A 24,946-nucleotide genomic window follows, 5' to 3' on the forward strand; every position below is an offset into this window, starting at 1 on the left:
GGCGTGGGGGCGATCGGTTTGTTCGGCGTCCAAGGACACGCCGGCCCGGGGTGCGCCATGGGTTCCGAACCTCCGAGCATCCCCTTCCCTGCCCGGGTGACAGGCCGGTCGGTTCCGAGAAACCGAGCGACTGGTCCACCCCTCGGCCGTGACGGGTTGGGCGCACGCGTCAGCAGTCGTGGAAGGGCCGTCGGCCGGCGAGGTCTCCGGGGGTGTTGTAGGAGGAGGGTTCGGACAGCGCGGCGTGACGGAGGTGTTCGGCCAGCGCGTCGGTGGCCGGCGGTGCCGCGCGCTCCTTGACGCCCCAGGCCAGCAGGTGGTGGCGGCGGGCCCAGGTCTCCTGGAGTTCGCATACGTCGAGTGGCTGGTGGGGGTCGATGGCGCGGCGCGGTACGACGGCGAGTCCGGCGCCGGCGGCGGCGAGGGCGACGAGGACGCTGAGGTTGGCGACGGTGGTGCGGTAGCGCACCACCGGAGCGTGTGCTCCCAGGTGCTTCTCGATCCAGCGTCGCAGCGACGAGTCGGGGTCGAGCCCGACGAGAGGGTGCTCGGCGACCTCGCTGTAGGTGAGCGCGGTTCGGTCGGTGAGGATGCCGCCGGCCTGGCCGATCACGACCAGGGAGTCGTCGCCGAGGGGTTCCATCCGCAGACCGCACTCGCGGGCCTCGTCGTCGAGGACGACCCCCAGGTCCGCCTCGCCGTCGGCGAGCATGCGCACGGTCTGGGGGGTACGGCTCTCGGACACGGTGACGTCGATGTCCGGGTGTTCTCGCAGGAACGAGACCAGTGCGCGCGGTACGAGCCTGTGCATCGCGGAACCGCCGCCCAGCAGGGTCAGCGGAGCGGTCGGGGAGCGGGTGTAGCTCGCGACGGCGCTCTCCAGCCGTGCGGTGCGGTCGAGCACGTCGCGTGCGTGGCGGGCCAGGGTCGTCCCGGCCGGCGTGGGCCGCACGCCTCGCCGGCCGCGGATCAGCAGCGCCACGCCGGCATGGCGTTCGAGTGAGCGCACTCTGGCGCTGGCCGAGGGCAGGCTCAGATGCATCCGCTCGGCGCCCGCCGTGATCGACCCCTCGGTGACGATGTGAAGAAAGAGCCGCAGGTCATCCAGGTCATAGCGCACCGGTCCAGCCTATGCCCCAGCCTTAGGCTGGGTACGCCGATTACGCATTGTGGCCCCATGGGCCGACGGGCGATGCTCGGCGTGTGTACGAGTTATTGCTTGTTCTGGCGGCGGGTGTCGCCGCCGGGGTGCTGAACGCCATGGGCGGCGGGGGAACGTTCGTGGCGCTGCCCGCTCTCGTCGCGTTCGGCATGTCACCGGTGACGGCGAACGCGGTGTCGCGGGTGGCCCTCGTACCGGGGGCGGTGGTCAGCGCGTGGGTGTACCGGCGCGAACTCACCCCGGTGGGGCCGACATCCACGCGCGATCTGACAGTGGTCAGTGTGATCGGCGGTGGCGTCGGTGCCGGCTTGGTACTGGTGCTGCCGGCGTCGTCGTTCGACGCCGCGGCGCCGTGGCTGCTGGCCTTCGCCACGGTGGTCCTCGCTTTCGGGCGGCACCTTTCCCAGGCGTTGAACAGGTCGCTCGGCCGCTCGGTCGGCATGAGTGAGCGAGGCGTTCTGATCGGTCAGTTCGTCCTCGCCGTGTACGGCGGATACTTCGGCGGAGCCGTAGGCATCATGATGCTGGCCCTGTGGAGCATCGGCCTCGGCCTCGACGCCGCGGCCACCAACCCGATGCGGATCGCACAGCTCGCGGCCATCTACCTCAGCGCGACCGCGTTGTTCCTCATCGCTTCGGACGCGCTGGAAGCTCCGCTTCTGCTGACCGCCATGCTGATCGGCGCCGTGGTCGGCGGCTTCGCCGGAGCCCATGTGGCCCGCCGTCTGCCCGCATGGCTGCTGCGGGCCGTGATCCTCACGACCGCCGTGATCATGACCGTCCTGTATTTCCTGCGCGGCTGACCGGGTGGGTGAGCCGTGGTGATCAACCCTCCATCGTCGGGAGCCGAGGCTGACTGACATGACCGAAGGTGACACGAGTGCCACCGCGCAGTACACGGACGCGGCCCGAGCGAGGCTGGTGATGGCCTACGAGGCATGCGTCCTCGCTGACCTCGCGCGTGCCGCCGTCCCGATCGGTGAGGACGAGTTGAGCCCCGACGGCACCACCCGGACGCCGGGCGCCGTGCTGGCCGACGCCGCCCGGGTGCTCGCCGCCGCACAGCGGTACTTCGAAGCCGCCGCCGTGTTCGAGCTCATCGGCGGGGCCGACTGGCAGCTCATCGGGGACGTCCTGCACGTGCCCGCGCGAACCGCACGTGTGCGCTTCGCGATGGCCGAGGCAGCCTTCCGGAAGGAAGTGCTCCACCCGGAGGAGACCGGCTCCGCCGAAGCCCCCGACGAGGCGGGCGGTCTGCGCGCCTATATGGCGAGGGAACCGCTGGAAGTGGCGCTCGACCTCGACGACTGGGTGCTGCGCCACGAAGACGGCGACAGTCAACTCGGCACCGCCCCGGTCTCGGGTGGCCTGACCCGCAAGGATCCTCGGCGAAGCGCCGAGAAGCATTCCTGACCCAGCGAGAGGAGAGACGAGGAGAGACATGGACACATCCGATACGGCTCGGCTGCTGCGCGTGCTCGCCGTACGCGCGTTCATCCTGGCGCTTCTGTCCGGCGTGACGGGCGCGTCCCTGCCGGCTCTTGTCTTCGCAGTCACCGGTCTGGGGCTCCTCCTCGTACCACTCGGCCCGGCGGCTGACCGCCGGGCCGACCGGTGTGCGGCGCCCGGGAGCCCTCGTCCGTCTCAGAGCAGCACGCCTCAGAGCACCAGTTCCTCGACCTCGGCGGAGACCGGCTCGAAACGCACCGGCAGACTGCTGATCCCGGTGAGGAGGTTGGAGTAGATCCGGCGCACCGGCCCGGCGATCTCGAACCCGTCGGTGAAGTCGCGGAGGGCGAGCAGCACTTCGGAGATCTCCAGCCTCGCCAGATACGCGCCGATGCAGTAGTGCGGCCCGTGGCCGAACGCGATGTGCTTGTTCGGCTGCCGGTCGATGAGGAACCGGTCCGGGTCGGTGAAGACGCTCTCGTCGCGGTTTCCGGAGACGTTCCAGACCGTCACCACGTCACCTGCCTTGATCGGGGTTCCGTGGATCTCCGTGTCCCGGACCGCGGTACGGCCGAAGTGCATGGTCGGTGAGGCCCAGCGCAGCACCTCCTCGGTCACTTGCTTGACGGACACCTCGCCCCGCTTGAACGCGGCCCACTGGTCCGGATTGGCGCTGAAACTGTGCACCGCGTCGATCATCGCCAGCCGGCTGGTCGCGTCCCCGCCGAGGATCAGGCTGTAGCAGTTGAGGACGATCTCGTCCTCGCTGAGGAACTCGCCGTCGATGGTGCTGCCGGCCAGCACGCTGACCACGTCGTCCTGCGGCGCCGCCCGGCGCTCCTCCACCAGGCCGACGAAGTACTGAAGGATGCTGTTGCGGGCCGCGTCCGCCGCCTCGGAGTACTCCCCCTGATCGTCCGAGCTGATGGCGGACTTGGTCAGACTGAGCATGTAGTCCCGGTCCTGACTCGGCACGCCGAGCAGATCGCAGATCGTGGCCATCGGGATCTTGCTCGCGACATCCAGCGCGAAATCCCCTTGGCCGCGGTCCACCGCCGCGGCCAGCAGCGTCCGGGTGGTCCCGCGGACGTGCTCACCGATCCGGCTCAGCACCCGCGGCGAGAACGCCTTCAGCAGCACGTTGCGGAGCTCCTTGTGCCGGTCCCCGTCGGTCACCGGGACCATCAGGCCGGCCGCCGAGTCGCCCTCGCCGAGCAGTGTGATCAGGACGTTGCCGCGCTCCGAGGTGAACGTGACGTTGTCCCGGTAGAGGGCGACGATGTCGTCGTACCGGCTGAGTACCCAGAAGCCGGGGCTGTCTCCGACCTCCGGATGCCGGTAGAGCGGCTGTGTGGTCCGCAGCGTGCGCCAGTAGTCGCTCAGGTCGTAGTCCGCGAACGTCTGCGGATCTGCCAGGTTGACACGGGTCAGGTCGTCGGGCGTCGCGCGGATCGGCAGGTCTTCCACGGGTTTGACCTCCAGTTCGAACTGGTGAGACGGCAATCGGGCCGGTGAAACGACATCAGAGGGTGAAGGACCGGGTTGTCGACAGCCGGGGATCGCCCGGCCTCAGGTGCAGCGTTCTGTTCTTCGTGTCGAGGACCACGGCGGCGACGGTGCGCTCGCGGCGGATGTCACCGTCGTCGGCGACGCGGATCGGCGGCTGTGACAGCAGCGCGAAGTGCTCATCGGGATCCGCGTCCGTGGGCAGGGTCAGCAGGCCGGCCTCGGCCGCCCGGAGGCGGCGCAGCGAGGAGTTGCGTGCGAAGACGTTCAGCTCGTCCCTGGTGGTGAAGTCCGGGGCGAGGAAGTGGTTGGTGTGCACGGATTCCTGTGCCGTCATCACCCGGTACTCGTCGCCGATGACCTCCACGCAGGCGGTTTCGGCGGCGTCGGCGAGGACGATCGTGCGGGAGCTCGCGAAGGGCAGCGAACGCAGCAGCTCGACGGCCGACTCCACCGAGGTCGCGGTGTCGAGGAGATGACGAATGGCCAGATACGGCGGCACTCCCGGGCGCCAACGCCCGCCGAGGACGAGGTTCAGGCCGACGGCGAGGCCGTGACGGTTGACGCCGAGATAGCCGAGCAGTCCGGCGAAGCTGAGCACGAGGGCCCCGCAGTCCGCATGTCCGACGTCGAGGACCGCGATCTGGTCGTCCAGGTTCCCGTTGAGATCCACTGTCTGCGCCAGCAGGCCCGCCCGCGCGTAGGTGGTGCAGTCACCCCGCGTGGGGATCTGCCGGTATCCCATGATCTCGCGGCGCAGTTGCAGCAAGGTGGCCTCGTCCGGGGTCAGCCCGGCCCCGGCCGCGAGTCCGGTGATCTCGTCGGCCAGCCGGGGCGTGGACCGGGTGATCTCCGCCCGGTGGGCCGCGATGGTGCCGGACAGGCCCGCGACCGACACCGTCGCGGGCAGCAGGTGGTTGAGCCGGGCGACGCCGTCGTCGAGGAAGGCGCGCAGCCGCTCCTTCAGGGCCGTGCCGTGCGCGAAGCCGATGTCGTACGGCTCGCCCTGTGCGACGACGTGCGCCACCGCGAAGGGGGGTGTCACCGTGCGTCCGTCCCGGCCGCCTCGCACCGGGCGGCGCCGTCGGTCAGGACGGTCGCGGCGTGTTCGCGCCGGCTGCTCATCTCAGCTCACCTCGGCGTGTCGGTACAGCGCGTCGACGACCTGCCCGAGGGTGCGCATCGCGGCCAGGTCGTGTTCGGTGAAGTGATGGAGCCCCACGTCGACCCGCTCGCACAGCGAGGTCAGGAACAGCACCTTGTTCAGCGAGGTGAGGCCGAGGTGGTCGAGGTCCGCGTCGGGATCGATGGCCTCGGGCGGCAGCTCCTTGGGCAGGACCTCGGCCAGCGCGGCGCGGGCCGCCGCCTCGATGGTGTCAGGCACGGATTCCCTCCTCGGGGTCGACGACGAGGCGGCGGTACTGAGCCTCGATCTGCTTGCGACGGGGCTTGAACTGGGAGCTGAGCAGTCCGTTGTCCACGGTGAACCGCTCGGCCAGGACGGCCTTGGCGATCTGCTCGTCGTGGTCCAGGGCGGCGTTGGCCTGCCGCAGCGCCGCCGCGATGAGCGCGGTGTCCGCCGGGTGCGCCGCGGGCGAGACGATGGCGACGAGCTGGCGCTGCGACGGGTTGGTGACCACGCAGTCCTCGATCGCCGGATCGGCCTTGAGACGTTCCTCGATGCGCCGTACGGCGATCTTCTTGCCGTTCTCCAGCACGATCATGTCGTCGGCCCGGCCGTGCACGAACAGATATCCGTCCTCGTCGAGATGGCCGAGGTCACCGGTGCGCACGATTCCGCCGGGCCGGAACATCTTCTCCGAGTCGCCCGGCTCCGCGTGTTCGTAGCGGGTGGCCACCGGCTGCTCGCTGCGGACGTTGATCACGCCGTCCGCGTCGATGAGGACCTCCTTTCCCGGCAGCACCCGGCCGACGCTGCCCGGCCGCTGCGCGCCGGGGTGGTTCTTGGCCACGATGCAGGTCTCGTTCAGCCCGTAGCCCTCGAAGATCGGCAGGCCGGCGTCGGTGAGGTACCGCAGAGTCGCCGGGTTCGCGGGCGCGGAGCCCGTCCACAGGTAGCGGATCCGGTCGCCGAAGACCTCGGTGGCCGCCCGGGCCGGGGCGGCGCCGGTGCGGGCGGTCCTGGCCTCCAGGTGAGAGCGTGCCGCCTCGTAGAAACCGGGCACGCCCATCACCACGGTCGGCCGCGCCGTGCGCAGAGCGGCGAACGCGGCTTCGTAGGTGCTGATCGTGATGTCGTGGCCAAACACGATCGCCGAGTAGACCCAGTACCGCTGTTGGAGCAGCGAGAGCGGCAGGAAGACGAAGAGGTCGTCGCCGGGGCCGTGCGCGAACATGTCCTGCACCGCGGCGAGCGAGCTGTCGATGCTGCCCGCACTGGCCAGCAGCGACTTCGCCGGGCCGCTGCTGCCCGAGGTGAACTTCAGCGCGGGTGCCTCGTGGGGTTCCCACGAGACCGTCGGCAGGTCCGCGTCCGGGGGCGGGAGCTCGCGCAGAGCGGAGACCGGGTGCACCCGGTCGGCCGTCTCGCCCTGGTCGGTGAACAGCGCTGTGAGGCCGTAGCGGGCGACGAGCTCAGCCCCGGTCGCGTCGAACTTGCCGGGGTCGAATCCCGCGGTCACCGCCTTGATCCGCAGCGCGGCCAGGTCGAGCAGCACCCACTCCAGTGAGTTCGCGGCCAGTACGCCGATCCGGTCACCCGGCCGTACGCCGAGGTGGCGCAGGTGCGCGGCGACCCGGCCCGACATCTCCCAGACCTCGGTGAGGTCCCACGACTCGGTGGCTCCCAGCCGTGCGACGGACAGTCGGTTGCCCGGACGTGGTGGACCGCCGATCACGCGGTTGATCACGCTCATGCCGACCGGCCGATCCGGGCGGCCATCGCCCGTACCGTGTTGATCCTGACCAGTTCCGACAGCGGGATGGTGACCTTGTACCGCTTGCGGACCCCGGCCAGGATGCGTGCCGCGGCGAGCGAGTCGGCGCCGATGTCGGCCAGCGGGGTGAGTGCGTCCACCTCGGGCAGTTTGAGCACGCTCGCCCACAGCTCGGCCAGCTCCCGTTCGATGCCCTCGGCGGGGGCGGTGTCGCCGGACGGGGCGGGCTCGGCCTCGGGCGCGTCGTCCTGGGCCAGCCCTTGCCGGTCGACCTTGCCGTTGGCGGTCAGCGGCAGGCTGTCGTGCCACACCACGGCGGACGGAACCATATATTCCGGCAGCTGCTCGCGCAGCGCCGTACGCAGCTCCTCCTCCTGGCCGCGCCGCTCGTCGTCCGGGACCGGCCGGTCCCGTTCGTCCGGCACGAGGTGCGCGACCAGCCGGTCACCTCGGCTGCCCGGTCGGCGGACCACCACGGCCTGTCGTACGCCGGGCAGCGCGACCAGCCGTGTCTCCACTTCACCCGGCTCGACGCGGTAGCCGTTGAGCTTGATCTGGAGATCCGCCCGGCCGAGGATGTCGATCTCCCCGGACGGCAGATAGCGCCCGAGGTCGCCGGTGCGGTAGAGCCGTACGCCCCGGCGTGGGTCGTGGCGGAACTTCTCGTCGGTCGCCCGCTCGTCCTTCCAGTACCCGCGCGCCAGACCCGCGCCCGAGGCGAAGATCTCGCCGGGCACCCAGTCCGGCAGGTCCAGGCCGTCCTCGTCGAGCACATACGCCTTGTTGTTGTCGTTCGGCCGCCCGTACGGGATCCGCCGTGAACCGTCGTCGTCCGGACCGATGCGGTGGACGACGTTCCAGACCGTCGTCTCGGTGGGACCACCGAGCGAGACCACCTCCAGCCCGGGCAGGCTCTCCCGCAGGGCCGCCGGCAGTTCCGGCGGGATCACGTCGCCGCTCATCATCACCAGTCGCAGATCGGCGAGCGGGGAGAGGCCGTCCGCGCATGCCTGGTCGTGCAGCAGCGCCACGATCTGGGGCACCGAGTTCCACACCGTGACGCCGCCGCGCTCGCACATCTCCAGCCAGTGCGCCGGGTCGGCTGCCTTGTCGTGGTCCGGCAGCACGAGCGCGGCGCCGACGGACAGCGCGCCGAACACGTCGTAGACGGACAGGTCGAAGCTGAACGCGCTGATCGCGAACAGCCGGTCGTTCGGGCCGACGCCGAAGCGGCGGGTGCAGTCCGCGACGACGTTGGCCACACTGCGGTGGCTGACCATGACGCCCTTCGGCGTGCCGGTCGTACCGGAGGTGGGCAGCACATAGGCGAGGTCGTCGGGATGGGCCCCGGTGACCGGAGCGGGTTCGGGCCGGCCGTCGGGCTCGGTGTCATCGGTTGCGGCCGCACTGTCCAGCGGCAGCACCGCGCGTCGGCCGGCCGGGTCGCTCCAGCCTGAGTTGGTGAGCACGCACCGCACCTCGCCGCCGTCGAGCAGCTCCTGCTGCCGACGGGCCGGCAGGTCCGCGTCGACCGGCAGATAGGCGGCGCCCGCCAGGATCGTGGCCATGATGCCGACGATCTGCTCGGGCCCCCGGGTCATGACCAGCCCGACGAGTTCGTCGCGGTCGGTGCCGTTCGCGCGCAGCCATGCCGCCGCGGCCCGGGCGCGCCGGTACAGCTCGGCGTAGCTCAGCTCCCCGGTCGAGGTGATCACCGCGGGTGCCTGGGGAGCGCGTTGCGCCTGGGCCACGAACGGCTCGTGCAGCAGCTGCCGGGGCACCGGCCGGTCGGTGTCGTTGGCGGCGCGCCTGCGCTCGCGCTGCTCGGCGGGCAGCAGATCGAACCAGTGGTGGTGCCACTCGCTCTCGTCGGTGAGCAGGTCGAGCAGGCGCTGGTATCCGTGCGCCACGTCGTCCAGCAGGCCGGGCGGGAACAGGTCGTCGACGCCGTCGAGCTGGACGACGGCCGCGCCGTGCTGCTCCATGGCGAACACGTTGAGCCAGGTCTGCGGTGTCTGGCTGACGGTGTGCACCTCGGGTCCGAACAGTTCCAGCGCGGAGCCGTCCACGTCGGCGAGCGGATAGCCGATGGCGCTGTTGAAGGTGAAGGGCATGCGTGGCTGTCCGCCGCCGCGTATGCCGAGCTCCCGCAGCACCTCGACCCCGGAGAAGTGCCGGTTGTCGAGGTCGGCGCGCAGCCGCTCCTGGATGGCCTTGGCCCGTTCGGCGAAGGGTATGCCGCGGTCCAGTTCGACCGAGACGAGCATGGGGTCGCTGTACTGTCCGACCGACTCCAGGATGCGTGGGTGCACCGGCGGCCGGTTGGCCACCGTGGTGGTCAGGGTGAACCGGGGGCCGGCGCCCCAGCACGCGAGGGTCTCGGCGTAGGCGGCGAACAGCAGCCCCGACGGGGTCACGCCGACCGCGGCGGCATGGTCCTTCAGCGCCGCCCACCGGGGCGCGGGCACCCGGACGACGCGCTGGGTGAAGCGCGGCGTGGTGATGGTGTCGGGGTTCTTGGCGAGCGGCAGCCGCGGGTGGTCCCAGAGGGTGCCGTTGTCGAGCCGGTCCAGCCAGTACGCCTTGGCCCGGGCGTACGGCTTTCGGGAGGCCGCGGCCTCCAGCGCGGCCACGTAGGACTCGAAGACGGGCTCCTCGTCGGCGGGCGGCTGTTCGCCCTCGTAGTGGGCCCACCAGTCGCGGAAGAACAGGAACATGCTGATGCCGTCCATGACCAGGCCGTCGTGGCCGACGTGCAGCACCATCCGGTCCCCTGGCAGCAGGGACACCTCCGCCGCGAGCAGTGGTGCCTGGGCGGCCGGCAGCATCCGGTGGGTCCAGCGGGCGCGTCGCGCGGCCGGCCCGGTGCCGTCGTCGTCCCGCAGGTCGACCCGGTCGATCCGGACGTCCACGCGCGGCTGCCGGACCTGGGTCTGCTCCGGTGTGAACCGGGAGCGCAGGCAGTCGTGCCGGGCGATGACGGCGTCGAGCGCGGCTTCGAGCCGGTCGATGTCCCAGTGGCCCTCGATCTCGTGGTAGACGTAGCTGGCCACGTTGCCCAGCTCGAACACCTCGTCCCGGCCCGCGAGATAGCTGCGTTGCAGCGGGGTCAGGGCGAACCCGGGGTCCGGGGTGAGATGGGCGAGGAGTTCGGCCTTGACCGATTTGATCCGGCCGACGAGGTCGGCGTCCACGCGCTCGCGCGGCCCCTGCAACCGCAGGTCCGGGCCGGCGGCGACGATGCTCAGACCGCGGGCGCTGATCTCCTCCAGCACCGCCAGGTAGCCGGTCATCGGGTCACCTCCCCGGCCAGTTCACGGCTGAGCGCGGCGATGTTCCGTTCGGAGAGCAGGTCCGTCATGGGTACGTCCAGGTCCAGCCGCTCCAGGATCTGGTACTGCATCGCCACCGCCTGCAGCGAGGACGCGCCGAGCTCCCGCAGCGTCTTGTCCGCCACCACCGCCTCCGCCGGCAGGCCGAGCGTGCTGCGGACCAGGTCGGCGAACCAGGGCAGCGGGTCCGGTGCGGTTTCGGACGGTTCGGGGGGTGCCGACTCGGCGGCGAGGGAGGGTGCCGGTTCGGCGGCGAGGGGGCGTGCCGGTTCGGCGGCGAAGAAGGTCTGCCCGGTCAGGTCGAGCGTGGTTCCGGCTGGTATCAGGTCCACGGTGGACGGCCATGGGGGTTCGCTCTCGCCGAGCAGGGCGGCGAGACGTGCCGCGAAGCGCGGCATGACCGGTGTGGCGACCCTGGACAGCAGGCGCGCCGCCGCCAGTTCCAGTGCCATCGCCGTGCGGTTCTCCGACTGCCATCCGGGCGCGCCGAGGAGCACCTCCTCGCGCTCGGCGAACGCGCGCGCGTCGGTGACGATGCCCTCCAGTTCGGCGGTGGCCGCCCGCAGGGAGAACCCGTCCTGGCCAAGGTGCGCGGTCACGGCCGACAGCCGCCTGCCGAGCCGGGCGTAGAACGCGGTGTGCTCGGGAGTCCAGATCCCGGCGTCCGGCACCACGCCGTCGAACCGTGTTTTCAGGCGGTGGCCGAGGTCGTCGAGCCAGCCCTGCCAGCCGTCGATGAGCACCTCGCGCACCGTGGCGGTGTAGGCCTCCCGCTCGAAGTTGGTCCGCTCACCCTCCGGGCGGGTGCGGGAGAGGTAGAACCGGACCGCGTCCACCGTCTGCGGCGAGAGGATCTCCTTGCCCCACACCGCGTGTCGCCGGCTGGTGGAGAACTTCTGGTTGTCCAGCAGATAGAACTCGTTGACGTGGTAGTCGATGTCCGGCTCCCAGTCGGGGAAGGCCAGCCCGTACAGCACCGGGTAGAGGATCGCGTGGTAGAAGCTGTTGTCGTAGCCGAAGAAGTGGACGATCTTCCAGTCCTGTTCCGGTTTGTCGGCCTGCCATGTCTCGCCGAGCCGGGCGCCGAGCCGCGCGATGCCGTGCAGGAAGCCGTACGACATCTCCGGCCATACCCAGATCACCTGGTCGTCGGTGTCGCGCGGGGGCACACCCCATTGCGCGGGGTGGCTCAGTGGCAGGTCGAGGGTCTCCCGTGCGAAGACCCGCTCGGCCAGTTCGCGCAGCCGGGCGGGGACCCGGCCGAGCCGGTGGTGCCGGGCGACGGCCTCGCGGAATTCATGGAGCGGCAGGGCGTACCGGGACAGACTGCCCGCCCGCGCCGAGTCGGAGATCCGGCTGCGCGCCTCGACGAGGTCGGAGGCGATGTTGGGCTCGCCGCACTCCTCGCAGATGTTGCCGTTGGCGGCGGCCTCGCAGGACGGGCAGGTTCCGGTCACATCGACCTCGTAGAGGTAACGGCCCGTCTCCCCGTCGAACAGTGCGGGCAGTTCACGCCGGGCGACCTTGCCCGTTGTCTCCAGTGCGGCGAAGAAGTCGCGCAGGCCCTCGCGGTAGTCGGCGTCCGTGCTGGTCACCGTGAACTGGTCGGGACGGATGTCCATCAGTTCGAGCGTCCTCGCGATCTCGGCGCCGTAGTGGGAGGCGATCCGCTCGGGTGTGCTCCCCTCTTGTGTCGCCTGGGCGACGACGTAGCTCTGGTAGTCGTCGCTGCCGGTCAGGTGCCAGGCCCGTGTCCCGTTCATCCGCTGGAACCGGACGAACGCGTCCGCGCCGAGGTACGGCCCGGACAGGTGTCCGAGGTGCAGGTCGCCGTTGGGGGTGGGCGGGGTGGAGAAGACGAACACCGGCCGTTCCGTGAAGCGCCGCCGGCCGGTACGCGCGGCCGTCTCGGCCGCGTGCCGGGGCTCACGCCAATAGCACGTCACGAACACGATGTCGGTGTCACCGGTGTTGTCGATGACGTGCGTCTCGAACGGGTCGAACTTGACGACCGTGCCCGGCCCCACCGGATGCCGGGCGCCGTCCACCACGATCTCGCCGCTGCCGGACACGATGACGAACATCTCGATCTCGTCGTGCTGATGAGCGTCGGAACGCCTGCCCGGCGGTACCCGGCCCCAGCTCGCGCCCAGCCCGACGACTCCGGGCAAGTCGATCGTGCTCATGTCTATTCCGAAGGCATCGCTGAGCGTCACGGGGTCGAAGGTGTCGATCCTCATCACAGGCTCCCTTTCACGCTCGGTTCGAACAGCCGGACGGCCTCGGCCGCGATGGCCGGGGCGAGGCGGTAGCCGGATCCGCCCGCCGCGCCGGCGAACACCACCCGGCCGGCCGGATCGAGCCGGCGCAGCAGCGGCCGGCGGGACACGCTGTAGGCGTCGCAGAAGACGCGCCCGGCTGTGCAGCGCGACGCGAGCGCGGGCGCGTAACGGCTCAGGAAGGCGCGAGCCTGCTCCACGTCGTGCGCGTCGAGACCGGTGCCGACCCGGTCGGGGTCGACGTCCCAGTCCTGGCAGGTGTAGCTGAACAGCCAGTGGCCCCGGTGGGCCAGAGGAAGCAGGAAGGCGTCCTCGTCGTGGAAGACGACCGCCCGGTCGGACTCGTCCGCGGGGTGGTCGATGTGCAGGGCGACGATCTTCTTGACACGTGCCTCCAGCGGCGCCACCGGATCGGCCCATGCGGGCTCGGCCAGCCATGGTCCCGGTGCGAGCACCGCACGGTCGACGGCCAGCCGCTCGCCCGTGCCGAGCGACAGCCGCACCCCATGTGCGCTCGGCTCCAGCGCGGTGACGCGGACGCCCTCCCGCACGTTGACGTAGGGGCGCAGACCGGTGACGAGCGTCTGGACCAGACGGTGCACATCCGCGTAGTGCGCGCCCCTGATGTCCCACAGCGACATGCCGTGCGGCAGACGCACCGGCGCACCGCAGACGGTCGGCACGGCCTGGGCGTCGGCCCGCTGGATCGGCTCGGTGTAGATCCTTTCCAGCTCCTCCCGGTCGGCCCGGGACACCATCGACATGCCGACCGGGTGGATCGGCACGGTGGGCTGGTCCGCCTTGAGTTTTTCGTAGAACTCCTGGCTGTAGCCGGACATCCGGCGCACCCGCTCATCGGCGCCGCGCGGGAAGTGCAGTCCGGCCGAGCGTCTGCTGGCGCCGCAGCCGACGGCGTCCCGGTCGAGGAGCAGCACCGTGCTCGCCGGGTGCTCGTGGACGATGTGCCGGGCCACCAGGCAGCCGATGATGCCTCCGCCGATCACCGCGACCGTGCCCAGGTCCATGTCATGCCCTCCTTCGCAGCTCGCCGTCCTGATGTGCCTCGTCCGCCCACTCCACGAAGGACGACAGCTGCTCTTCCCGCTGTACGCCGCGCAGCCGGTCGACGATGCGCTGGCTGCGCCACGCCAGCAGGCTCAGGTTCTTGTCGGCGAGGCCGCGCTGTGCCGGGGTCGCGTTCTGGATGAAGATGTTGCGGTCGGCCGGGCCGTCCCAGCGCACCGCGAAGTCCCGGTCCACCCGGTACTCGCCGCTGTCACGGTCGAGCCGGTCCGCCAGGGGGGCGAGCACGTCCAGCGGTCCGGTGCGGAAGCCGGTCGCCCAGATGATCACGTCGGCCGTCACGTGCTGCGGTGCGCCGGGCCGGTCGTTGTCGGCCACGGTCAGCTCCCACTCGGCACCGGCCCCGGCCACGCCCGTGATCTCCCGGTTGGGGTACAGCCTGATCAGGCCGGGCGAGCGCGCGATGAACCGGTGGTGGTAGGTCCGCTGGTAGATCGCACGCAGCGTCGGCTCCGAGATGCCGTCGCTGGACAGGACGTTCTCCTGGTTGATCCGTCGGCGGGCGGCACCGTCCAGGCCGTAGAAGTACTCCGAATAGCAGGGCATGTAGAAGTCGTTGGTGAACGGCGAGTCGTCGATCGGCAGGAAGTTGCGGCGCCGGGAGAACCACGACACCCGGCCGGGCAGTTCGCCGCCCTCGCGGGAGATCAGGTCGAGGAACGCCTCGGCTCCCGACTGCCCGCCGCCCACCACGACGACGCGTTTGCCGCCGAGGCCGACGGCTTTGTCGACGAAGTCGCAGACATGGAACTGGCTGGGTGAGTTCCAGCCCTGACCGGCCGGTGGGATCCACGGCCGGCTGCCGACGGCCACGGCGATGTTGTCCGCGGTGAGCACCCGGTCGTCGGTGCGCACCCTGAACACGCCGTCGAAGTCGACGGACCGCACCTCCTCTCCGAACACGATGTTCTTCATGCGCCAGCTGGCCCACTCCAGGTAGTTGCGGAACTCCTGCCGCGGCACGGCGTCGAACCGGGCGTTGACGAAGTGGTAGATCCGCCCTTGGTCGTGCAGATAGTTCAGGAAGGAGAACCTGCTGGTCGGATCGGCCAGGCTGACCAGGTCCTTCAGCACCGGCACCTGGAGCGTGGTGCCGGGGATCTGCTGGCCGTCGTGCCAGCTGAAGGCTTCCTTGCGGTCGAGGAACAGGCTGGGCAGGTCGCGGTGCGGATACAGCAGCGCGGCCAGGCTGAGATTGGCCGGGCCCGCTCCGATGCCGAGTACACCGAAATGGTTCTTGTCGGTCATGGTGCGACGCCCTCGTTTCCGGTCGCCTCGCTTCGTGCGGTGCCGCGGACCTCGTGCCTGAGCCGTAATCGGGTCATCTGAACTGCCCTTTCAGGACGGGGATGCGGGCGTTGGGCGAGGGCCGGTAGCCCTCGTGGGACGGGGTTCCGGTCACCGTGGCGGCCACGCCGACGGTCATCGCGACGGCCAGGGCGTGACCGGGGCATCGGTGCGTGCCCCGGCCGAAGGTGAACACCTGGGGGTCCACCCGACCCGGGCGGAACACCTGCGGATCGGGGTTGGCCAGGGGGTCGCGGTTGGCCGCGGCGAGCAGCAGCAGGATCACCGAACCCGCCGGGACGCGGTGGCCGGCGATGGTGGTCGTGTCCGCCACGAACCGGCGGGTGTTCTGGATGGGCGCGTCGTGCCGGACCACCTCGGCGACGAAGGCCGTGAGATCGTCCGGCCGGCCGTGGCGGGCCAGCGCGAGCAGCGTGTTGCCGACGAGCCCGGCTGTGGCGTCGTAGGTCTGCGAGAGCAGGCCGATCACATTGGCCAGCAGTGGAGCGCTCTCTCGTCGGCCGTGGCGCGCGGTCAGCCGGACCAACTCGCCGATCAGGCCACCGTGCCCGGCATGCAGGTGCGGGCCGAGCAGGTCGAGCAGGCGCGCCGCCGCGGTGGCCGCGGCTGCCTGGTCCTCGGGGGTGGCCGAGGCGGGGACGCAGCGGACGAACTCGCCGATGAGCCGGGCCGCCTCGGCGGGAACGTCCCTGTCGAGGCCGAGCACCGCGGCCATCACCCGTGCGGGCAGCCCGAACTGGAGGTCCGTCCAGTCGGTGGCCCGGTCCGCCTCGTCCGCGGCGAGCGCGACGACCCGCTCCTCGGTGACCGTGTCGAGCGCCGCGAGCAGTACCCGCTTGCGCTGTGTCTGGGGGGCGCCGTCGGTCATCCGGACCAGATCGCCGAAGACGTCACCGGCCGGCGTGCCGAGGATGCCGCGCGGCACGGGTTCGGTTCTCGGCCGGACGCGGCAGGCCGGATGGGTGAGCACCTCGGACACCGCGGCAGCGCCGGCCGCCACCCACAACCCGCTGGGGGCGTCGTGGCCGAAGGGCCGGTCGGCCACCAGATCGGCGTAGAACGGATACGGGTCGGGGTGGGCCGCCGCCGTGCCGGGTGTCAGGGGACGTGGTCGCGTCATGATGCCCCTCGTTGGGTCCGGTGCGGGTCGATCGCCGCCGCGATGATCGCCTGCTGCACTTCCGAGGAGCCCTCGTAGATCCGCAGTGACCGGATCTGCCGGTACAGCCGCTCCGGCAGGCTGTCGCGGACCAGTCCGGCGGCGCCGAAGATCTGCACGGCGCTGTCGACGATCTGCTGAGCGGCCTCGGTGGCATGGAGCTTGGCCACCGCGGAGTGCCGGGGACTGCCGGGGCCGTCGTGGTCGATCTCCCAGGCCGCCCGTGCCACCAGCAGTGCGGCCGCGTCCAGCTTGACCTCCATGTCGGCGAAGGCGGCGCGCACGGTGGCCAGGTCGAACAGCTTCCCGCCCAGCATGGGCCGCTCCCGTGCTCGGGCCAGGGCCGCGTCGGCGGCCCGGCGGGCGAAGCCGAGTGCGGCGGCGCCTACGGTCACGCGGAACCGGTCCAGCACCTCCATCGCGATGGCGAAGCCACCGCCGCGCCTGCCGAGCACTGCCTCTTCCGGCAGCGCGCAGTCGTCGAAGACGAGATGGCCGAGCGCCCGCGGGGCGATCATCGGCACCGGCTCGACACGCAGGCCGGGCGTCGTCGCGGGCACCAGGAACGCGGTGAGTCCGAACGCGCCCGGCCCCGGGCCGGTGCGCGCGATCACCGTGTACACATCGGCGATTCCCGCGTGGGCGATCCATGCCTTGTCGCCGTTGAGCACCCAGCCGGTCCCGGTCTCGCGCGCCTGGAGCCCGATGGCGGCGACGTCCGAACCCGCCGCCTGTTCCGACACCGCGAACGCCGCGCACAGGGTGCCCGCGGCCAGTCCCGGCAGATACCGGCGGCGCTGGTCGTCGGTTCCGAAACGGCGGATCGGGGTGGCCGCCAGGGCCTGGATGGAGAAGGTGTAGTCGGCGAGATCGTCGGCGTACGCCAGTGCCTCACGTGCCAGGCACAGCGCTCGGAAGTCGTCGGTGCGGGAGTCGAGGAACGCCAGCCGGCCCGCGTCACCGAGCGCACGCAGGACGCGCGGTCCGACCGCCTCAGGATCCCCGGCGCCGACGAACACCTGCCTGTGTTCGTCGCACCAGGTCACCAGGCGCCGGGCCAGGTCGCGGTGGTGGTCCTCGTACAGGGGCAGCGCGAGGATGCGCGTGTCGAAGGTGCTGGGGAGCGTGGCCGTGGTCATCAGATGACCACGTCCGCCGGCTCGTACTGGGCGAGACCGGCGACCAGCTCATGCTCGATGAAGTAGGCGAAGGAGGCGTAGCCTCGCCAGATCCGCTCCCAGTGGGAGGGCACCGCGTCGGCTCCGGACAGCTGCGCGACGTCGTGCAGGTAGGCGACGATGATCTCGGCCGACTGGCGCGCGTGGCCGGCGGAGAGGTTGTCGATGGAGAGGTGCGCTTCCTCGTAGGCGACATCGAAGCCGTGGCGGCGCAGCTTCTGCATCTCCTGCATGCGCATGGTGCCGAGCCCGAACATCTCGATGCCGAGGTTGTAGCCGAGGATCTCGTCGTAGAGCGAGTCGGGGAACAGCGCGAGGCTGAGCTGGAACAGCGAGAACCCGTAGAGGTGGTCGGGCAGTTCGTCCTGGTCGAGGAACGCGGTGTCGCGGATGTGCGGCACCTCGATGCCCATGCTCGCGAGCACCCGGTAGATCAGGGTGATGTGGTTCTTGGTGACGTCACCGCGCCCCATCTCGTCGGCGTAGATCGAATACAGCATGCCGTCGCTGCGGCGGGTGTAGCGGCCGGTCGCGCCGATGCGATGGGCCCATGCGCCGTCGATCATGCTACCGAGCGCGAAGGTCTTCTGACCGAAGATCACCTCGTCGCGGTCCGGGATCTCGGTGAGGGGCCGGTAGGGATTGACCAGCTTGTCCCAGTAGATGCGGTCGACGCGCTCGTTCAGTGCCGAGGGCGAGTAGTCGAACCAGCTGGCGTCGGTGAGGACGCCGTCGGCGCCGTACTCGAACAGGATCTCGGCGCGGGCGAGCCCCTCCTCGGCGTTGGCGCGCGCGAGGGACAGTGTGTTGGGGAAGTTCTCGATGTTGACCAGCCTGTGGAGGAACGTACGGTCGTCGCCCCGGTCGGCGGTCCTCAGCCGCACCTCGGGCGCGGGCGCGCCGATCGCCTCCGCGAGCACGCGTGCGGCGTCGTCCCCGGCCGTGTTCGGGGTGAGTCCGGCATCGGGCGGTTCTCCCGCGGCGATCGCCTCGGCCCACCGCTGGAAGGTCGCCGCCTCCTGCTCGTCGAAGATGCCGAACATGGGACCGCCGAACTTGATGGCCCGCAGGAACCGGCAGCCGCCGTCACGCGGTTTCAGCTGGGGTGAGGCCCGGAAATCGGCGACGAAGGCGGCCAGGTCGAAGTCGGGATCGCCGAACCGCTCGGTGAGCGGTCGGCCGCCGACGCGGACGTTGCGGTGCTGCTTGCCCGCGAACGGGGCGTGGCGGGCCACGATCCGCGCGACCTGTGCGTCCAGTGAGAGGTCCGCGTGCCACGCGCCGACGTCGGCGAGCACGCGCGCGTGCTCCGACTCCATCGCCAGTGTGCGGGTGATCGCGGTGTGCAACCTGTGCCTGATCGGTGCCGGGGCCAGCGCGAGGTACTCGGCGAGGGCGGCTCGCAGGTCCGTCTCGGCGAGCATGGGCCGGGTGCCGAGCAGGAGTTCGTCGACGCCGAGCGCGGCCACGACGTAGTGCGCGGCGACCACCTCGGGCAGGAACGTCGCGGACAGTCTGGCCAGACTGAGGTAGTACGCGCCGTGCCACGCGGTGAGCGGCCTGGCTTCCGCCCGCCGCAGGAAGTCCGGCGCCGTGACGTCCGGCAGGAACACGCCCAGGTCCTCCAGTGCGCGCCCGCGCAGCAGGTGCAGCCCGCGACGGGGGTTGCCCTCACCCCGCCAGACGAACTGATGGCGCACCAGGTGGTTCACCACGGTCGAGGGCTGGGTGGCGGGTTGGGAGACCGAGTCGAGCCAGCAGCCCCCGATCAGCGCCAGCGGTGCGCGCTGGGCCACCACGGCGCCGCGCACCCGGGGGTCCGCCCGGCGCAGCGGTTCCAGGACCTCGGTGATCCGCCGCCGTTCTCCGGCTGTCCGCTCGGCGATGTCATCGGCGGCCCGCGCCACGTCGTCCCGGAGGGTCGGCTCTCGCGCCCCACTGAGGAAACCGTTCAGCACATGGCGGGCGAGGAGGTACACCACCTCGGACTCCTGATCGCCGATCAGCCGCTGGTAGACGGCTTCGGGGCCCGCGGCGAGCACCTTGTCGGCCGCCGCGGCGGCGGCCGGGTCGAATTCGGAAGCGGACAGGGGCGACACGACGAACGTGTCGGGCAGGGCGAAGACAGGCATCGAAACCTCCGGGCACGTCCTCAGGCTGTGGGATCCGGGCCGTGAGGCCGTTGGAATCAGGGCCGGGGTGTGTTCCTGCGCAGCAGCATGGCGGCGCGGGATCCCGGCACGCTCGCGGCGAGCAGGTAGTACCCGCCCGGCTCGGTGCGGCGGTCGGCGAGATTGATCAGCGGGTCGGCGGCGAAGCAGTGGCCGGTCCGGGCGGTGTTGGCCGTGTCGAGTTGCGCGGGCGTGAATCCGGCCAGGCGTTCCTTCATCGCGACGATCGGGATGTACAGGTTGGTGTGCAGCACGCCGACCAGATCGCCGGGGGTCAGACCGTGCGGGGTCAGCAGGATGTCGTTGACCTGCCGCGACAGGTCCGCGCTGATCTCGTTGCCCCAGTCCAGCGCCCGGGCGTCCTGTGCGCTCGCCGACCCCAGGATCTCGTAGTCCCCCGGCCGCGCGGTGACCAGGCAGCCGGCGGCACCGTCGCTGAAGAGGGCGAAGTTCTCCACCCTGGAGCTCTCCGTGGCGCTGCGGTCCGCGGTGATGACCAGGACGTCGCGGTACGCGCCCGACCGGACGAAGGCTTCGGCCACGCCGAGCCCGCTCACCAGATTCGTGCACCTGTTGAGCGTCAGGCCGAGGAAGGCACAGTTCAGACCGAGACCGTTCATGACTGTCTCCATGAACCGGCCGTGGCTGTACGCGTCGCCGGGAAACCGCGTCGAGCACAGCACCAGAAGGTCCACGTCCGTGGAGTCGATGATCGCCTTCCCGGTCTCGACGACCAGTTCCTCCAGCGGCCTTTCGGTGCGGTGGACCTTGCCCCAGCCCCACAGCCGGGCGTCGGGCTGCATGCCGTGCTCACGGGCGCGGGCGGCGAATCCGGGTATCTCGTGGTGTTCCTGCTCGATCTCGCCGAGCAGGTAGTGGGGGGAGGTGAGATGGACGGGGGTCATGACCTGCCCAGCAGGGCGTTCGACGCGGCGTATCCGAGCGCGGACTTGGCGAAACCGAAGGTGCCCGGTCCGGTGAGTTCGGCCGCCGCGTCGAGCACCGCGCTCAGTACGACCCTGGGCAGGGCCGAGCCGAGGCTGATCCGGCGGACTCCGAGGGCGGCCAGTTCGGCGACCGAGCCTCCGAGGACGGGGCCGGAGGCGAGCACGTTGACCGGCTTGTCCAGCGAGGAGCAGACCGCTCTGACGGCGTCGAGGGTCGGCAGGGCCGGTGCGTAGAGCACGTCCGCGCCGGCTTCGGCATAGGCCTGCAGCCGGTGGATGGTGTCGTCGAGGTCGGCGCGCCCGTGGAAGAAGTTGTCGGCCCGAGCGGTCAAGGTGAAGGGGAAGGGCTGTGCGCGAGCGGCTTCGGCCGCGGCGGTGACGCGGTCCGCCGCTTCGGCGATGTCACGGATCTCCCTGCCCTCTTCACCCGTCGCGTCCTCGATCGACGCACCGACCACCCCCGCCTCGGCGGCCTGTCGGATCGTCTCGGCCACGGCGTCGGGGCTGTCGCCGTACCCGCTCTCCAGGTCGGCGGTGACCGGCAGGTCGGTCGCCTCGACGATCGACCGCGCGTTGGCCAGCGCCTCATCCCGTGTGACCAGCCCGGCGCAGTCGGCGCGGCCGAGGCTGAACGCGAGGCCGGCACTGGTCGTCGCGAGTGCCGGGAAGCCGTGGCCGGACAGTACGCGCGCGCTTCCGGCGTCCCATGGATTCGGCATGACGAAGGTTCCCGAGTGGTGCAGTTCGGCAAAAGCGATGGCTTTGCTGTGCTGGTCGGCCATTCTTTCCTTTCTCGCTCGACTTCTCGCTCGTTGCCGGAATCTAAATCAGTTCGACTGGCAACGCCTCGGCCGCGCGGCGGATTACTTCGGTGACTGCTTCCGGGTGGTTCTCGAAATAGAAGTGGCCGCCTTCGGACCAGTGCGTCTCGGGCTCATTGACGCACTCACGCGTCCAGTCCGCGAGATCGTCGGGGCGGACCAGCGGATCGTCGGTGCCGTTGACTAAAGAGACACCGAAAGGCAATGCCTCGGCGGGTCTGTATCGATACTCCGCGACCATTTTGAAATCATCCCGAATGTCGGGGAGTATGAACTCCTGGAGTTCCGGGTCGGCCAGGATCTCCGGCCTCAGCCCTCCGTAGACGGCCAGCGCGTCGGTGAGACCCTGCCCATCGAGACCCGCCACCTCGACCATCCGCGGTGTCGGATGCAGACTCGGCGCGACACAGCCGGAGGCGATCAGATGCGCGGGCCGGTCGCCGAGTCTTCGGGCCACCTCGAAGGCGATGAGCGCGCCGAGGCTGTGTCCGAACAGCAGAAACGGCCCGGTTCGCTGGGCCGCGATCAGCTCGGCGACCCTGTCGCAGACGGTGTCGATCCCCATGCGCTCAGGTGGGGTGACCGCGACCAGCGCGGTCGCTCCGGCCAAGGCGTCCTGCCATTCGACGAACGCCTGAGCCCGACCGCCGGCGTGCGCGAAGCAGTAGGTGCGGGGCCATCCCGATGGCACGGCGCGCGCCATGTCGAACCATGCTGCCATCGGCTTTCCCCTTCCGTCGCGCATCGGGGGCAGTGGTCAAAATCGCGAACTGGAGCGAGCCCTCACCGGACGATCACTGGAGAGGCGACAGATCGCCGGAACACGGATTCCATTCTTGGCGCCTACATGGATGTGTCAAGACCAAGTGACACCTCCGGTAAATTTTCGAAGAACAACGATCATGGAATTCCAGCCATGCGCGGAATTTTCCACCGGATTTCACTGGTGAAAAACGAGCCATGATCGAACATGCCCACCGGAATCCGGGACGTATATTTTCGGACGCTGATCGAAACGGTGTCCGCGCATGGGGAAGGCGGATGACCGGGCCACCCGAACGTCAGCGCTCTCCATGATCCGACCTGAATACGGGCAGGCCGGAAGGGGCGCGCGAGCTCGGCGAGGACCGCCGGGACGTCCGTGTGGCGGGGAGGACGCGGTGACGTGCGGGCCGCACGATCCTCGGCCGTGTCGTCGCCCTAGGGTGCGTTTTGAAAGTGCTGGTCACAGCCACTCGTTGATGGCTGCGACCAGCACGGTCGCCTCGTAGCGAACTGCCAACTTGTCGTATCTCGTGGCGACAGCGCGGTGCCGCTTGAGGCGATTGATTCCGCACTCGACCGCGTGGCGCTCCTTGTAGTCGGCCTTGTCGAACTTAGGTGGCCGGCCGCCGTGGGAGCCGCGGTTCTTGCGGTTGGCGATCTGGTCGCGCTTCTCCGGGATCGTGCAGCGGATACCGCGCTTGCGCAGGTAGGCACGGTTCGCGCGGGAGCCGTACGCCTTGTCGGCACGCACCTTGTCCGGCCGGGTGCGCGGGCGGCCCGACCCGAGCCGGGGCACCCGGATGCGGCCCAAGACCACCTGGAACTGCGGGGAATCACCGCGCTGTCCTGCCGTGATGACCAGCGACATCGGTTTCTGGGCCTGCTCGACCGCCAGGTGGAGCTTGGTTGTCAGCCCGCCCCGGGAGCGTCCGAGCCCGTGGTCGTCGGGCTCGATGAACACACCGCCTGGCGGCTCGGTCTGCAGATCCCCTTTTTGCGGGCGCCGGCCGCATGCTGGTGGGCGCGGGCGATGGTCGAGTCCACCGAGACGTCCCAGGTGATCAGTCCCTCGGCGTCGGCCTGGGCCTGCAGCTGTTCGAAGATGCGGTGCCAGGTGCCGTCCCGCTGCCAGCGGCGGAACAGGCCGTAGACCGTCTCCCACGGGCCATAGCGCTCGGGCACGTCCCGCCAGGGAGCACCGGCGCGGGTGCGCCACCGTATGCCGTCTATCAGTTGCCGCTTGGTGTGCACCGGTGGCCGTCCAGGCTTCTTGCCGACCGGGAGCAGGGGCTCCAGCTTCGCCCACTGTGTATTCGTCAGATCATGCCGCCCCACGAAGTGGGATCTTGACACATCAAGATCCACATATGAAACGCACCCTAGCGCCAGAACGCGGCTGTGGCCGACACGGACCGCAGCCCCTGCCGGTGACCGGCGAGTGCCGCCGACGCCCGCACCGCGGGGTCCAGCAGGTCCGGACCGATCGCGGAAGCAGCCGCGTCGTCGGGGCGGATCACCTCGACCCGCGCCCCCTGCCCGCGCAGCACGGCGACCTGGTCGTCGAGATCGGTGTTGCCGGGAGCCGCCATCACCTGGAGCACGAGAATCCGGTCGCATCCCGCGGCCAGGTCGGCGTTCTCCGTGGTGCGCGTACCGCCGTCGATGTAGCGGCGCCCGTCGATCGTGACCGGCGGCCACGCTCCGGGCACCGCGCAGCTCGCCGCCACGGCGTCCACGAGATCGACTCCCGACGCCGGGTCGAACACCCGCTCGGCACCGGTCTCCGCGTCCACCGCCACGATCTTCAGCTCCGCCTGCGGCCAACTGTGTGAGGGCAGCCGGGACTCGATCACCGCACGCCGCTCGGTCTCCGCGACGGTGGGCGCCCCCAGCGCCATGGCACCGATCCGACGCCGCGCGTCGAGGGCGTCCGTGGCGTCCTCACGCGCGTCGAGGAACAGCATCATCAGGTCTTCGGCACTGAGGACGGGCGACAACTCGGGGGGCTGGAGCGCCGGATCGACCTGACGGTCCAGCAGTTCCACGAGCGGGGTCCCGCTGGTGATCTGCGCGGCCACCGTCGCCCCCGCGGACGTGCCGATGACCACGTCCGCCTCCAGGACGTCGACGCCCCCCTCGAAAAGCCCGGCCAGCAGCCCCGTCTGCCACGCGACTCCCGCCACTCCACCGCCGCCGAGTACCAGCCCACGTCGAGTCATCTGCCGATGATATGCCCGGGGTCACCACCGGGAGCCGCCGCAACGGACCGCGCAGGCCCATGCCGTCAGCACTTCACGACACACCGAGCGACATCAGCGCACATAGACGTCTGCGATCAACTCCCCTGGGAACAGCGGGTGTTCCCCCACGGGCACCGGCGGAGTGGAACCCTGCCCGTGGTGCCGCGGCCCTCGTCGAGCGCGCTCGATACACGGAGGAGTGGCACCATGACCTGTCAGGCACGACACCATGAACGTCGATCCGCCTGGGTCTGACCGGCGGTTGCCCTCGCCTTGGGCTGCATGGCGTACGACGCCGCGATCCGCATCACGGATCGTCGCCGCGGCCAGGGCCTGTTGGATCACGACCCCGCTCGCAGGCCCCGGTTGCGTGTGTTGCGGTTGCGCGTGCGCCACTTTCCGTGAGCGGCGCCGAGGCCCGCGTGCAGACCAACCCTGCGACGCACAATTTTCGAACTGGCCACTGGGCGGCGGCACAACGCGTACTCTGACCTCGTGCCACAGCATGGCGCCCCCTCCGCCACACCCGTCCCCGGGCACCGGGTCCGGGGCGATGCACCGGAGGTAGCCGATGCGGCGGCATTCAAGGGAACTGGTCGAGAAGCTCGGACGACGCGAACTGGCCCTGATCATCGTGGGAGCGATTGCT

19 protein-coding genes are annotated in these 24,946 nt (G+C 70.4%); 2 read left to right on the plus strand and 17 right to left on the minus strand.

Features of this window, described 5'->3' with window-relative positions:
- Positions 1-169: 169 nt before the first annotated feature.
- On the minus strand, positions 170-1,120 hold the full coding sequence (locus tag STRIP9103_RS37515; protein ID WP_009334149.1) for a LysR family transcriptional regulator: 951 nt from the start codon (positions 1,118-1,120) through the stop codon (positions 170-172).
- Positions 1,121-1,203: 83 nt separating this feature from the next.
- Here STRIP9103_RS37515 and STRIP9103_RS37520 point away from each other — a divergent pair, with 83 nt between their 5' ends.
- Both STRIP9103_RS37520 and STRIP9103_RS37525 read left to right on the plus strand, forming a co-directional pair.
- Complete coding sequence (locus STRIP9103_RS37520; RefSeq protein ID WP_009334089.1) at positions 1,204-1,965, plus strand: sulfite exporter TauE/SafE family protein; 762 nt, start codon at positions 1,204-1,206, stop codon at positions 1,963-1,965.
- Between the two features lie 58 nt (positions 1,966-2,023).
- Complete coding sequence (locus STRIP9103_RS37525) at positions 2,024-2,575, plus strand: hypothetical protein (RefSeq protein WP_009334085.1); 552 nt, start codon at positions 2,024-2,026, stop codon at positions 2,573-2,575.
- Between the two features lie 246 nt (positions 2,576-2,821).
- On the opposite strand, the gene STRIP9103_RS37530 is transcribed toward STRIP9103_RS37525, so the two are convergent.
- From STRIP9103_RS37530 to STRIP9103_RS37610, 16 genes are all read right to left on the minus strand, one after another.
- Positions 2,822-4,078: a cytochrome P450 gene (locus STRIP9103_RS37530; protein WP_009334126.1), complete on the minus strand. Its 1,257-nt coding sequence runs from the start codon at positions 4,076-4,078 to the stop codon at positions 2,822-2,824.
- A 55-nt stretch (positions 4,079-4,133) separates the two neighbouring features.
- Positions 4,134-5,162, minus strand: a complete 1,029-nt coding sequence (locus STRIP9103_RS37535; RefSeq protein WP_009334139.1) for a C45 family autoproteolytic acyltransferase/hydolase — start codon at positions 5,160-5,162, stop codon at positions 4,134-4,136.
- A gap of 81 nt (positions 5,163-5,243) precedes the next feature.
- Complete coding sequence (locus STRIP9103_RS37540; protein ID WP_009334103.1) at positions 5,244-5,501, minus strand: acyl carrier protein; 258 nt, start codon at positions 5,499-5,501, stop codon at positions 5,244-5,246.
- On the minus strand, positions 5,494-6,993 hold the full coding sequence (locus STRIP9103_RS37545) for an AMP-binding protein (protein WP_048821681.1): 1,500 nt from the start codon (positions 6,991-6,993) through the stop codon (positions 5,494-5,496). Before STRIP9103_RS37545 ends, STRIP9103_RS37540 begins: the two co-directional genes overlap by 8 nt.
- On the minus strand, positions 6,990-10,307 hold the full coding sequence (locus tag STRIP9103_RS37550; RefSeq protein WP_009334107.1) for a non-ribosomal peptide synthetase: 3,318 nt from the start codon (positions 10,305-10,307) through the stop codon (positions 6,990-6,992). The genes STRIP9103_RS37545 and STRIP9103_RS37550 overlap by 4 nt, the downstream gene beginning before the upstream one ends.
- The gene (locus STRIP9103_RS37555; RefSeq protein WP_009334155.1) at positions 10,304-12,586 is read right to left on the minus strand and encodes a class I tRNA ligase family protein; all 2,283 of its coding nucleotides are present in this window, start codon (positions 12,584-12,586) and stop codon (positions 10,304-10,306) included. Before STRIP9103_RS37555 ends, STRIP9103_RS37550 begins: the two co-directional genes overlap by 4 nt.
- Positions 12,586-13,650 (minus strand): NAD(P)/FAD-dependent oxidoreductase, encoded by a 1,065-nt coding sequence (locus STRIP9103_RS37560; protein WP_009334151.1) that lies wholly within the window; start codon positions 13,648-13,650, stop codon positions 12,586-12,588. Before STRIP9103_RS37560 ends, STRIP9103_RS37555 begins: the two co-directional genes overlap by 1 nt.
- A gap of 1 nt (position 13,651) precedes the next feature.
- Complete coding sequence (locus tag STRIP9103_RS37565) at positions 13,652-14,956, minus strand: lysine N(6)-hydroxylase/L-ornithine N(5)-oxygenase family protein (protein WP_009334130.1); 1,305 nt, start codon at positions 14,954-14,956, stop codon at positions 13,652-13,654.
- A 73-nt stretch (positions 14,957-15,029) separates the two neighbouring features.
- Positions 15,030-16,136, minus strand: coding sequence for a cytochrome P450 (locus STRIP9103_RS37570; protein ID WP_009334137.1), 1,107 nt, complete (start codon positions 16,134-16,136; stop codon positions 15,030-15,032).
- A complete protein-coding gene (locus STRIP9103_RS37575; protein ID WP_009334094.1) occupies positions 16,133-17,314 on the minus strand; it encodes an acyl-CoA dehydrogenase family protein in 1,182 nt (393 codons plus the stop codon). Before STRIP9103_RS37575 ends, STRIP9103_RS37570 begins: the two co-directional genes overlap by 4 nt.
- Positions 17,314-19,485, minus strand: a complete 2,172-nt coding sequence (locus tag STRIP9103_RS37580; protein ID WP_009334083.1) for an iron-containing redox enzyme family protein — start codon at positions 19,483-19,485, stop codon at positions 17,314-17,316. Before STRIP9103_RS37580 ends, STRIP9103_RS37575 begins: the two co-directional genes overlap by 1 nt.
- A gap of 56 nt (positions 19,486-19,541) precedes the next feature.
- Entirely contained in the window at positions 19,542-20,429 is an 888-nt protein-coding gene (locus tag STRIP9103_RS37585; protein ID WP_009334129.1) for a beta-ketoacyl-[acyl-carrier-protein] synthase family protein, read from the minus strand.
- Positions 20,426-21,253 (minus strand): isocitrate lyase/PEP mutase family protein, encoded by an 828-nt coding sequence (locus STRIP9103_RS37590; protein WP_009334128.1) that lies wholly within the window; start codon positions 21,251-21,253, stop codon positions 20,426-20,428. The genes STRIP9103_RS37585 and STRIP9103_RS37590 overlap by 4 nt, the downstream gene beginning before the upstream one ends.
- A gap of 40 nt (positions 21,254-21,293) precedes the next feature.
- Entirely contained in the window at positions 21,294-21,995 is a 702-nt protein-coding gene (locus tag STRIP9103_RS37595) for a thioesterase II family protein (protein ID WP_063747355.1), read from the minus strand.
- Between the two features lie 522 nt (positions 21,996-22,517).
- Positions 22,518-23,392 (minus strand): IS5 family transposase gene (locus STRIP9103_RS47630; RefSeq protein WP_234022174.1). Its coding sequence is split into 2 segments (ribosomal slippage): positions 22,518-23,011 and positions 23,011-23,392, totalling 876 coding nucleotides; the frame shifts between segments, so codons are not numbered across the junction.
- Positions 23,393-23,436: 44 nt separating this feature from the next.
- On the minus strand, positions 23,437-24,276 hold the full coding sequence (locus STRIP9103_RS37610; RefSeq protein ID WP_009334101.1) for a patatin-like phospholipase family protein: 840 nt from the start codon (positions 24,274-24,276) through the stop codon (positions 23,437-23,439).
- Positions 24,277-24,946: the final 670 nt, after the last annotated feature.

Source organism: Streptomyces ipomoeae 91-03, assembly GCF_000317595.1.
GTDB classification, from domain to species: domain Bacteria; phylum Actinomycetota; class Actinomycetes; order Streptomycetales; family Streptomycetaceae; genus Streptomyces; species Streptomyces ipomoeae.

Coding starts and splice junctions, on each gene's coding strand:
- STRIP9103_RS37525 (WP_009334085.1), top strand. CDS start 2,024: ATGACCGAAGGTGACACGAGTGCCACCGCGCAGTACACGGACGCGGCC.
- STRIP9103_RS37545 (WP_048821681.1), bottom strand. CDS start 6,993: ATGAGCGTGATCAACCGCGTGATCGGCGGTCCACCACGTCCGGGCAAC.
- STRIP9103_RS37550 (WP_009334107.1), bottom strand. CDS start 10,307: ATGACCGGCTACCTGGCGGTGCTGGAGGAGATCAGCGCCCGCGGTCTG.
- STRIP9103_RS37555 (WP_009334155.1), bottom strand. CDS start 12,586: ATGAGGATCGACACCTTCGACCCCGTGACGCTCAGCGATGCCTTCGGA.
- STRIP9103_RS37560 (WP_009334151.1), bottom strand. CDS start 13,650: ATGGACCTGGGCACGGTCGCGGTGATCGGCGGAGGCATCATCGGCTGC.
- STRIP9103_RS37565 (WP_009334130.1), bottom strand. CDS start 14,956: ATGACCGACAAGAACCATTTCGGTGTACTCGGCATCGGAGCGGGCCCG.
- STRIP9103_RS37570 (WP_009334137.1), bottom strand. CDS start 16,136: ATGACGCGACCACGTCCCCTGACACCCGGCACGGCGGCGGCCCACCCC.
- STRIP9103_RS37575 (WP_009334094.1), bottom strand. CDS start 17,314: ATGACCACGGCCACGCTCCCCAGCACCTTCGACACGCGCATCCTCGCG.
- STRIP9103_RS37580 (WP_009334083.1), bottom strand. CDS start 19,485: ATGCCTGTCTTCGCCCTGCCCGACACGTTCGTCGTGTCGCCCCTGTCC.
- STRIP9103_RS37585 (WP_009334129.1), bottom strand. CDS start 20,429: ATGACCCCCGTCCATCTCACCTCCCCCCACTACCTGCTCGGCGAGATC.
- STRIP9103_RS37590 (WP_009334128.1), bottom strand. CDS start 21,253: ATGGCCGACCAGCACAGCAAAGCCATCGCTTTTGCCGAACTGCACCAC.
- STRIP9103_RS37595 (WP_063747355.1), bottom strand. CDS start 21,995: ATGGCGCGCGCCGTGCCATCGGGATGGCCCCGCACCTACTGCTTCGCG.
- STRIP9103_RS37610 (WP_009334101.1), bottom strand. CDS start 24,276: ATGACTCGACGTGGGCTGGTACTCGGCGGCGGTGGAGTGGCGGGAGTC.